Consider the following 10,921-nt stretch of genomic DNA (forward strand, 5'->3'; position numbering starts at 1 on the left):
AAGTGATAATCTATGTCAAACCCATTTTTTATTGCTTTATTAAATGTATAAACATTGTCAACTACAATAGCTGATGCAACTTCTCCTGGTTCATACACTCTTATTTTTGAAGAGCTACAACCAGTAATCATTAATAAAATAAATAGAAATGCTATTATATTTTTCATAGATCTACCTCTTTTAATTATTTAAGTTTAGCATTAGCAGTTTTCTTTCTATCATGCTCTTTTAAATCTTTTTTTCTAATTCTAATGTTTAATGGAGTTATTTCGACTAACTCATCATCAGCAATATAATCTAATGCTTGCTCAAGTGTATATCTTCTAGGTGTTGCTAATTTAATAGAATCATCACTTCCTGAAGCTCTCATATTAGTTAATTTCTTAGCTTTACATACGTTTACTATTAAGTCATTATCTCTATTATGTTCTCCAACTACCATTCCTTCATAAACAGCTACACCTGGATCTGTAAATAGAACTCCTCTATCTTGTAATCCACCTAAAGCATAAGCTATTGTTGTTCCTTGCTCTAAAGAGATTAAAACTCCTTTTGCTCTTGTAGGGATTGGTCCTCTGTATAATTCAAAATCGTAGAATGAATGATTTAAAATTCCTGTTCCTTTTGTATCAGTTAAGAATTCATTTCTAAATCCAATTAATCCTCTAGCAGGTACTTTAAACTCAAGTCTTGTATATCCATCAGTTCCAGGATTCATTGTTATCATTTCACCTTTTCTGATACCCATTTTTTCAATAACTACTCCAACAAACGCTTCATCAACGTCAACCATAGCTAATTCAATTGGCTCATACTTTTGACCATCTATATCTTTAAATAGAACTCTTGGTTTTGAAACTTGAATTTCAAATCCTTCTCTTCTCATATTCTCAAGTAATATAGAAAGTTGAAGTTCTCCTCTTCCTTTTACTACGAAAGCGTCTGCAGATTCTGTTGCTTCTACTCTCATACTTACGTTTGTTTGAAGTTCTTTTTGTAATCTATCCCATATGTGTCTAGAAGTTATAAACTTTCCATCTTTTCCAACAAATGGAGAATCATTTACCATAAATGTCATAGCAAGAGTTGGCTCATCTATATCTATAACTGGTAATGCAATTGGATCGTTGAAATCAGCAATAGTTTCTCCAATATCTATATTATCAAGTCCTGCAACTGAGAATATATCTCCTGCGTATGCTTCTTGAATTTCTACTCTTTTTAATCCTTCATATCCATACATTACAGATATTTTACTTCTTACTTGCTTTCCATCTCTTTTTATTAACATAACATCTTGATTTCTCTTTAATGTTCCGTTATATAATCTTCCTACTGCTAATTTTCCAACATAGTTATCATACTCTATATTAGTTATTAAGAATTGAGCTGGCTTATCGTTATCTCCTTCAGGATCTTCTACATGATCTAAAATAACATCAAATAATGGCTTCATGTTTTCACTTGGATCCGCCATCTCTTTCTTAGCAAATCCACCTTTTCCAGATGCGTATACTACTGGGAATTCAAGCTGTAAATCATTAGCATTTAACTCTATGAATAAATCATAAACCATATATAAAACCTCTTCAGGTCTTGCCATTGGTCTATCTACTTTATTTACAACAACTATTGGTCTATGTCCTTGCTCTAAAGCTTTCTTTAATACATATTTTGTTTGAGGCATTGGTCCTTCAAAAGCATCTACTAATAATACAACACAGTCAACCATTTTCATGATTCTCTGAACTTCTCCTCCAAAATCCGCATGGCCTGGAGTATCTATAATGTTTATTTTATAATCTCCATATTTTACTGATGCATTTTTAGAAAATATTGTGATCCCTCTTTCTCTTTCAATATCATTAGAGTCCATTACTCTTTCTGATACTCCTCTTTCAAGTTCGTGAGCACCGAATACTCCTGATTGTCTTAACAGACAGTCAACCAATGTAGTTTTTCCATGGTCAACGTGTGCAATAATTGCAATGTTTTTAATTTTCATATTTTTCCTCTCTATTTAACATATTAATAATACTTGTATCCTTTTAATAATCCATTTGTTACTTCTCCAAGTCCAATAAATTTACCTGAATTATAAACTCTATATTTACCTGAAGTAACATCCACTTTTGATCTTTGTCCATTTACATACAATTTTAAACTTTTTTCATCAGGTATTTCAATTTTAGTAAATTGAAAATAATCTTCCACAGATATTAAGAAACTAAGTTCTTTATTTTCCACCATTTGTTCTATAGTTTCCAATGTATATGACCTATCTAAAGTCTCTTCTCCAACTCTAGTTCTTCTTAAATCTGTCATTGTTGCAAATGTCTTTAAATCCTCACCAATATCATAAATTAAACTTCTTATATAAGTTCCCTTAGAAACTTCACAATCTATTTTAACTTTTTTATTAGAATAATCTAATAATTCTAAAGATGATATTGTTACATCTCTTGATTTTCTTTCTATTTCTATACCTTCTCTAGCTAATTCATAAAGTTTCTTTCCATCAACTTTAATTGCCGAATACATTGGTGGTACTTGTTTTATATCACCTTTATACTTACTTAATGCTTCCACTAATTCTTCTCTTGAAACATTAATATCTGAAACTGTATCTACTACCTTTCCCTCTATATCATAAGTATCTGTTTTATATCCCAATTCAAAATCTGCAATATATTCTTTTCCATATCCCTCTATATCTTGAGCTAACTTCGTTGCTCTTCCAACACATATAACTAAAATACCTGTAGCTAAGGGATCTAATGTTCCAGTATGTCCTATTCTTCTCTCTCTAAGAGTTCTTCTTAAAACTCTTATAACATCAAAGGAAGTTATACCTTTTGGTTTATCAATAACTATTATACCTTCCACTGTCTTTTCTCCTTAATTAGTTCAAATGACATTATATCATACACTATACTTTTTTTAAACAATTTTTTTTACTTTGCCGTCATCTTATAATTGTTACTTGGACTCCATAAAAGATATTCTTTTACACCCATATCATTCATTGCTTTTATCTGCTCTCTTATCTCTTTTTCATTATATCTTATATATCCCTTCACCCAAGTTGCTGTAAATGCTTGTAACCAAGGTCTTATAATAGCTGGATTATCTATATTCTCATTACGATTTACAGAATCTCTTACAGAGTGATAAATTATTTTATATGGTTGTGCATCAGGAATTTTTACTCCATAAGCACCTTTTCCATAATGACTTGGATACATCATTGGCGATATATAATCTACCACTTGACTTACACTTTCCCAATGTTGACCTAATCCCATATCATCACTAAATGTTCCAACTTGACCATATACATCTGCTGACGTATATACATGCAATGGAGCTAACTCTTCTTTTGCTTTTCTTAAATATTTTTGAATCGTTTCTGGTTTAGATTCATTTTCAGTATTTCTATAGTTTAATTTAACATCTAGCTTTCCTCCATTTGAAGCAGGAAATCTAACATAATCAAATTGAATCTCATTAAATCCAGCTTTTCCTGCTGCTTTTGCTACATCAATATTATATTCCCATAAATTCCTATCGTGTGCAGATACCCAAATTATACCATCAGAATTTGTATATGGTTTTCCTGTTGCTCTTGTTATAATGGCTTTTTCTGGATTATATTTTGCATATTTAGGATCTTTAAAAGATACTATTCTTGCTATTGTATAAATATTATTTTTTTTCATTAATTCCATAAATTTATTAATATCTTTTACTGGATATGATTTTTGATTTGGTATTCCAAATTTTTTAGGAATATCCATATTAAATGCTAATGTTCCATTGTCATCTTTTACATCAATAACAAAAGCATTTATTTCTGTTTCATTAGCTAATTTTATTAATTTTGCTAATTTTCTTTCACTTCCAATGCTATATATATTTAAGTAAACTCCCTTAACGTCAACTCTTGGATTATTTTGATAATTCTGAGGTATATATGTATTTTCAAAATCAATATGCCCCCATTTTTTAGGCAATACTTGATCTAAAGAATCTGCAAAACTTACTTTAGAAACCCATCCTATTCTCTCTTTTAAATCTTTTTTATATTTTATTTTAACTACAGTTTTTTTCTTATTATCTCTAGTTATAGTTTTTTCTTCTGTTATTTTTATTCTTGTTCCTTTTCTTAATATATCAATTCGTTTATTTTGTAGAGCATCATTATAAACATATAGAGCATTATTTTTTATAAATTTATACTCTCCAACTAAAGAGGTCACTTTCTTTTCTTTTTCTATTTTTTCTGAAACTTCCTGAATCACTTTTTCTTTTGCTTCTTCTTCTTTAGTTTCCTTTTCAACAGTTAAAGGTTTTTTTTTTAAACTTGTATCTTCTAATGGTAAAGGTGTTTTATTTTTTGATAACATATCTACCTTTATCTCCTCTTTTATCATTTGAGGAGCTTCTGGCTTTGCCATCATCTTTTTTACACCACAAGATATAGTTACTATAAATATTGCCAGTAGTACTAAAAATCTTACAAATTTTCTTTTATCCTTTACTCTCACTTTAACCTCCATTTTATCATTACTTCATTATATTCTATCAATTTTATCCAAAAAAATCTACCAAATAATTCTTTCTTTGAAAGAAATAAAATGTTACTATAAACATAAATTTATCAAACTTTAAGGAGGATTTCATGCTAAAGAAAAATATTTTATACTTCTTTTGTTTTATTACTATATTTTCTTTAAGTTTTTCTGAAAATTTAATACCATCTTCAGATTTAATATCTGGAAAATTAGATAATGGCTTAAAGTACTATATTTTAAAAAATAAAAAACCAGAACAAAGAGCATCTTTAAATTTAATTGTAAGTAGAGGTTCTCTAGCAGAAAATGACACTCAACAAGGATTAGCACATTTTTTAGAACATATGGCATTTAATGGTACTAAAAAATATAAAAAAAATGAATTAGTTAAATATTTGCAATCACTAGGTCTAAAGTTCGGAGGAGATTTAAATGCTTATACAAGTTTCAATGAAACAGTTTATGAACTTAAAGTTCCTAGCTCTATTCCTGATTTAAAAATTGCTCTAGACGTTTTAAAAGAATGGAGTGCAAATATCACTTTAAATCAAAAAGACATAAATGATGAAAAAAACATTATTTTAGAAGAGTGGCGTTTAAGACAGGGAATAGCAAAAAGAATAGGGGATATTCAACAAAAAATCCTTTTTGGAGACTCATTTTACTCTAAAAGATTTCCTATTGGTAAAACAAAAATAATAGAAACAGCAACAAAAGAAAATTTAGAAAAATTTTATTTGAAAAATTATCAACCTAAAAATATGGCAATAGTTATTGTAGGAGATTTTAATCCTCACGAGATTATTCCTTTTATAAAAAAAACATTCAAAACACTTGAAAATACAGATAATTTGTCAAAGAAAAATTACCAAATTCCAATTGCTAGTAAAAATAGTATCACAGTCTTTACAGACCCTGAAATTACTAAAACTAAATTAGATATTACTTGGAAATATAAAACATCTCCAGTTAATTCAATTGAAAATTATAAAAAATTAATAGTAACAAATTTATTAGATTCTATTATTAATAGTAGACTTAATAATATCTCTTTAAATAAAGATTCTCCATTTATCTATTCTTCAATGTATAATTTTAATTTAAATACAAATACTGGTGTACATGGGGTTTCTGCTTTAATTAAAAATAATAATACGCTTAATACAACTAAAATAATTTTTGAAAATTTAAAAGATATTTCTCTCAATGGTATCCATTCTTCTGAACTTAATGGAGAAATTAAAAATGAAATTAATAATGCAAAATTTGCTTATAATAATAGAGATAGTATTTCTAACAGCACTTATTTAAATTCTATTAGAGATCAAATCCTTGAAAATAATACTTTTTTAACTATTAAAGATGATTATAAAATATCTTCTAAAATATTAAAGTCTATAACAGATATAGATATTAAAAATGAAGCTAAAAATATTATTAATCGTAACTACGATATTCTTATTACTAGTCCTGAAAATAATGCTTCACTTCCAAATAAAAAAGAAATTGAAAACACTATTTCTCAAGTTTTAGCTGATAACTCTATTAAAATTAATATTAACTCTAAAACAAATGCTTTAAAAAACTTAAATCTTTCTAAGGGAAATATTATTTCTGAAACACATTACAAAGATTACTCTAAATTTATATTGTCAAACGGACTTCAAGTTCTATATAAAAAAACTGCCTTTGATAAAGACAAAATATTTATTGATTTAACTAAATATCAAGGTAGTTCTAATTATAATTTTAATACATATATTAATTCATTATTTTTAACAAACATTGTTTCTAACTCTGGTGTTTCAAATATAGGTTATAAAAATCTAAATAGTTATTTTAAAGGAAAAAATTTCTCAGTAACACCTTTTATTTCAGACTATTCTCAAGGTTTTACTATTACCAGCGATAAAGAAAATCTTTCAGAAGCTTTAAATTATTTTGAAAACAGTATTTATAAACAGAATTTTTCCAATGAAATTTTAAATTCAACATTAGAAAACTATAAAGAGTTAATAAAAAATCAAAATAACTCACCTATGTATAATTTTAAAGAAACATATTTAACTTCATTAAATTCAAATAATCCTAGAAGAAAATCTTTAACTTTAAAAGATCTATCTTTGGTTTCTTTAAATAATATAAAAAATATATATGATAACATGATTAATTTTAATAACTATAAAATCTCTATTGTTGGATCTCTTAATGAAGAAGATGTCAAAACTATTTTAGAAAATAATTTTGCAAACTTACCAACTAAAAATAATGATTTTTCCTTAAAAAATCTAAATATTCAATATCCTAAAAATATTATAAAAAAAGAGATTATTCAAGGGATTGATAAAAAGTCCACTGTTATAATTACCCTTCCATACCATGGTAAGGTTACTAAAGAGAATACTGTTCTTTATAAAGCAACTGCAAATGTATTAAATACTCTTTTACTTGAAAATATCAGAGAAAAAAATGGAGAAGTTTATTCTATATCTACTTTTGCAAATATTGATAAGTTAAATTACGGTGAAAATTATTTACAAATATATTTTAGTACAAATCCTAAAAATATAAAAACTACTATTAAAGAAGTTTTTAAAACAATTAATAGTTTGCAAAAAGGGAAATTTAAAAATGAAAAGATAAAAGATATTAAAGAAAACTATCGATTAAACTTTGAAACAGCATTAAAAACAAATGATTTATGGCTTAATTACTTAAATAAAAAAAATTTAATATCTGACTATGAATTTTACTCACCTATGCTGTATAATAATATTGTAGATTATAAATCTATTGTTAATTTTTCACAAAAATCAATAGACAAAAAAAATTATGTTGAGGTAATTTTATTACCTAAAAAGGAGGGTTAATATGCCACATTTAAAATTCAGAGGAATAGACAAAGAAATCCTTATTGAAAACAGCAAAGAACTTATAGATGGATTAACTTCATTAATTAAATGTGATAGAACTTGGTTTACTATTGAACATACTGAAACTGAATATATTTTTGATGGACAAATAGTACCTGGTTATATTTTTGTAGATGTAGCTTGGTTTGATAGAGGTCAAGAAGTTAAAAATGAAGTAGCTAAATTAATTACAAAATTTTGTAAAAAACTTACTAATGATAATGATACAACAGTTATTTTCTATAATTTAAAAGGAAATGATTACTATGACAATGGAGAGCACTTTTAAGCACTATGAAATATAATATTGCACTTATTGGCTTTATGGGTAGTGGTAAAACAACAGTTGGTAAAGTTCTCGCTAAAAGTTTAGATATGAAGTTTATTGATATTGATAGAGCTATCTCATGTAAAGTTAAAAAAACTATTCCTGAAATCTTCGAAGAGTTTGGGGAAGCTTATTTTAGAGATTTAGAAAGATCCATAATTGAAGAGGAATCTGCTGATAATAATATTGTTATCTCCACTGGAGGTGGAGCTATTATTGATAATGTTAATATAAAAAATTTAAAAAACTCCTCATTTGTTGTTTTCTTAGATTGTGATATTGAAACAATTTATGAAAGAGTTAAAAGAAGTAAGCATCGACCGTTATTATTAAATAGCAATAATTTATTAGAACATATTACAAACTTACACGAAAAAAGACAACTTTTATATGAGATTTCTTCAGATTTTTCTATAAAAATTAATTCAACCACTAATATTTACGATAGTGTTGAAAAAATAAAAAATGCTTATATTTCAAGTTAGGAGGTTTCTATGAACAGATTATTTGGTAAGATAGTTTTCATTACAGGAGCAACAAAGGGAATTGGTAGAAGCTGTGCTTTTTCTTATGCTGAAAAAGGTGCCACTCTTATTTTGACTGCGAGAAATAGTGAATTACTTGATGCTCTTAAAGAAGAGCTAGTTAGAAAATACGGAATTAAAGTTTACTCAATTGTAATGGATGTTAGAAACAGCCTAAGTGTAGAAACTGCAGTGAGCAGTTTACCAGACTCTTTAAAAAATATTGATATTCTAATCAATAATGCTGGACTTGCTTTAGGAATGGATAAAGTGTATTTAGCAACACCAACTGATATTGATACAGTTGTTGATACAAATGTTAAAGGAATGCTTTATGTTACTAGTGCTGTAGTTCCTCTAATGTTAAAAAAGAATAGTGGTCATATTATTAATCTAGGATCAGTTGCTGGAGATGCTGCTTATGCTGGTGGAGCAATTTATTGCGCTACTAAGGCTGCTACTAAAGCTTTCTCTGATGGATTAAGAATTGATTTAGTTGACACTAATATTAAAGTTACAAATATTAAACCTGGACTTGTTGAAACTAATTTTAGTAATACACGTTTTAAAGGGGATGCAAAAAAAGCCAAGAATACATATAAAGGTATTGATGCTTTAACTCCAGCTGATGTTGCTGATGTTATTGTTTATACAACTACTTTACCTGAAAATGTTCAACTTACTGAAATTGCTTTAACTCCAAATAAACAAGCAGATGGTAGAACTGTTCATAGAGATTAAAAAAAGAGAGCTAAGCTCTCTTTTTTTAATCTCTATATTACTAGTCTTTTATATATAATTTTTTATATATTAATGGTAAAAATACCGCTCCTGATAAGAAGTTTCCAATTGTTACAGCAGCAAAATGAACACCCATTTGTGCTATTGTATAACTTTCTGGAGATAATATTTTACCCATACTTACGTAATACATGTTAGCAACAATATGTTGGAATCCAGCTAATATAAATAACATTATTGGGAACCATATTGCTAATATCTTTCCTGATATATCTTTTGATGCTAAAGCAAACCAAACTCCAATTGCAACTAAAACGTTACATAAGAATCCACTTGCAATTGCCTCTACAAATCCTAAATGAACTTTATGTTGTGCTACTCCCACTACAAATTTTGTAAATCCTGCATCTGAGTAACTTCCACCAATATATGTTACATATGCTAAAAATACTGATCCAATAAGATTCCCTATCCATACAGCACATAAATTCTTTACATATGTACCTTTATCTACTTTATCTTTACTTAAAGCTAATAATCCTAAACAATCTCCTGTAAATAGAGATCCTCCTACTAAAACAACTAACATTAATCCAGTTGGAAATACTACTGATCCAACAAATTTACCTGCTCCTCCACCAATAGTGTAGTTAGCAATTAAATTTCCTAATGCTGAAAGTGCAATATAAATTCCACCCATAAAACCTAAAATCATAGTTTTTTGAAATGAATAATGCCCTTTGTTTTCACCTAGAGTTAACACTTCCTCTGTTGTTTCTTTGTTTGTTAAATAAGCCTTCACTTTGTTCCTCCCATTTTCAATTCATATGGTTATAAATTATACTCCTATGTTTTAAGTTTTTCAAGTTTTTTATTTCCAAATTTGAATTTAAAGGGGTCTTTTTTATTTTGTGTTCTGTTTTAGTGTTTTTTTACTATTTACGTCTGCTGTTTTTCCTAGTAAAAAACCAAACACTGCAGGTGCAATCCAAGCAAACCCATATTTTGCTAAAGGTATGAAGGATAAGTCAACTTTTAAAACTTCCAAAATACTAGTAATTAAAGTTAAAAAAACTGTAAATTTAAATACACTTTTTTCTTGAACTCCAAAAATATTTAATAAAATTAAAACTATTGTTATTGGATAAAGAACTACTAATACTGGAACTGCTAACCCAATTATATAATCTAATCCTCCCACTGATAATAGTGCTGAAAATGTACAAGTTATAATTGCTACCATTTTATATGATACTCCTAACAGTTTTGAGAACCAATCACTTACCAAAGCTGTTAATCCAACTGAAGTTGTTAAACAAGCAGCAGCAACGCAAACACCAAAAGCTATTTTCCCACCACTTCCAAGAGTATATTCAGCTAATGTTAAAGCTGTTTGCGCTGTTGATAAATTTTTTATCCCACTAATTTGTGATCCTAAAAATATCAAACTAAAATAGATTACTCCTAAACCTATTGATGATATTACCCCTGCACCTGTTAAGAATTTCTTTTGATCTTTTTCTCCTGAAATTCCTTTACTTTCTAATCCCTTTATAATAACGACTCCAAATAAAACAGAAGCTAAAGCATCCATAGTTTGATATCCATTTATAAATCCATAAGAAAACTGACTACCTTTTACAGTTGACAACACAGCTTTCCCCAATGGATTTACTAGTCCAATTACTGTTATCAATGCTAAAATAACTAAAATTATTGGCGTTAAAAATTTCCCAAGAATATCTGTTATACTCGATTCATTTAAAACTAAAAATAGTGTAACACCAAAGAAAATAATAGAACTAACTCCTGCTATTAATATACTTTCTTTTGTTGTTAATA

At 27.6% G+C, this 10,921-nt stretch carries 9 protein-coding genes; 4 read left to right on the top strand and 5 right to left on the bottom strand.

The annotated features are described in order from the left end of the window. Positions 1-184 precede the first annotated feature (184 nt). The 3 genes from typA to Q0V09_RS03860 all read right to left on the bottom strand — a co-directional run bounded on the left by typA (position 185) and on the right by Q0V09_RS03860 (position 4,547). Positions 185-2,005, bottom strand: a complete 1,821-nt coding sequence (gene typA, locus Q0V09_RS03850) for a translational GTPase TypA (RefSeq protein WP_297405915.1) — start codon at positions 2,003-2,005, stop codon at positions 185-187. Positions 2,006-2,028: 23 nt separating this feature from the next. After that, positions 2,029-2,886 carry a tRNA pseudouridine(55) synthase TruB gene (truB, locus tag Q0V09_RS03855; RefSeq protein WP_297487234.1) on the bottom strand — a complete coding sequence of 286 codons (858 nt, stop codon included), beginning with the start codon at positions 2,884-2,886 and terminating at the stop codon, positions 2,029-2,031. Positions 2,887-2,954: 68 nt separating this feature from the next. Next, the gene (locus Q0V09_RS03860) at positions 2,955-4,547 is read right to left on the bottom strand and encodes a putative glycoside hydrolase (protein WP_297487236.1); all 1,593 of its coding nucleotides are present in this window, start codon (positions 4,545-4,547) and stop codon (positions 2,955-2,957) included. A gap of 134 nt (positions 4,548-4,681) precedes the next feature. Between Q0V09_RS03860 and Q0V09_RS03865 the strand changes: the two genes are divergently transcribed. Genes Q0V09_RS03865 through Q0V09_RS03880 form a run of 4 tightly spaced genes read left to right on the top strand, consistent with a single transcriptional unit; the run spans position 4,682 to position 9,079 of the window. Next, positions 4,682-7,444: a pitrilysin family protein gene (locus Q0V09_RS03865; RefSeq protein ID WP_297487239.1), complete on the top strand. Its 2,763-nt coding sequence runs from the start codon at positions 4,682-4,684 to the stop codon at positions 7,442-7,444. 1 nt (position 7,445) lies between these two features. Then, the gene (locus tag Q0V09_RS03870) at positions 7,446-7,775 is read left to right on the top strand and encodes a DUF1904 domain-containing protein (RefSeq protein ID WP_297406823.1); all 330 of its coding nucleotides are present in this window, start codon (positions 7,446-7,448) and stop codon (positions 7,773-7,775) included. A gap of 5 nt (positions 7,776-7,780) precedes the next feature. Further along, a complete protein-coding gene (locus tag Q0V09_RS03875; RefSeq protein ID WP_297406821.1) occupies positions 7,781-8,299 on the top strand; it encodes a shikimate kinase in 519 nt (172 codons plus the stop codon). Between the two features lie 9 nt (positions 8,300-8,308). Beyond that, the gene (locus tag Q0V09_RS03880) at positions 8,309-9,079 is read left to right on the top strand and encodes an SDR family NAD(P)-dependent oxidoreductase (RefSeq protein WP_297406820.1); all 771 of its coding nucleotides are present in this window, start codon (positions 8,309-8,311) and stop codon (positions 9,077-9,079) included. Between the two features lie 40 nt (positions 9,080-9,119). Here the strand turns inward: Q0V09_RS03880 and Q0V09_RS03885 are convergent, their stop codons facing one another. Next, positions 9,120-9,881 (bottom strand): formate/nitrite transporter family protein, encoded by a 762-nt coding sequence (locus Q0V09_RS03885; RefSeq protein ID WP_297487241.1) that lies wholly within the window; start codon positions 9,879-9,881, stop codon positions 9,120-9,122. Positions 9,882-9,983: 102 nt separating this feature from the next. Beyond that, positions 9,984-10,921 (bottom strand): branched-chain amino acid transport system II carrier protein (locus Q0V09_RS03890; protein WP_297487243.1); only part of this gene is annotated, 938 nt, incomplete at its 5' end.

The sequence above is a fragment of the uncultured Cetobacterium sp. genome, assembly GCF_947039425.1.
GTDB lineage: Bacteria > Fusobacteriota > Fusobacteriia > Fusobacteriales > Fusobacteriaceae > Cetobacterium_A.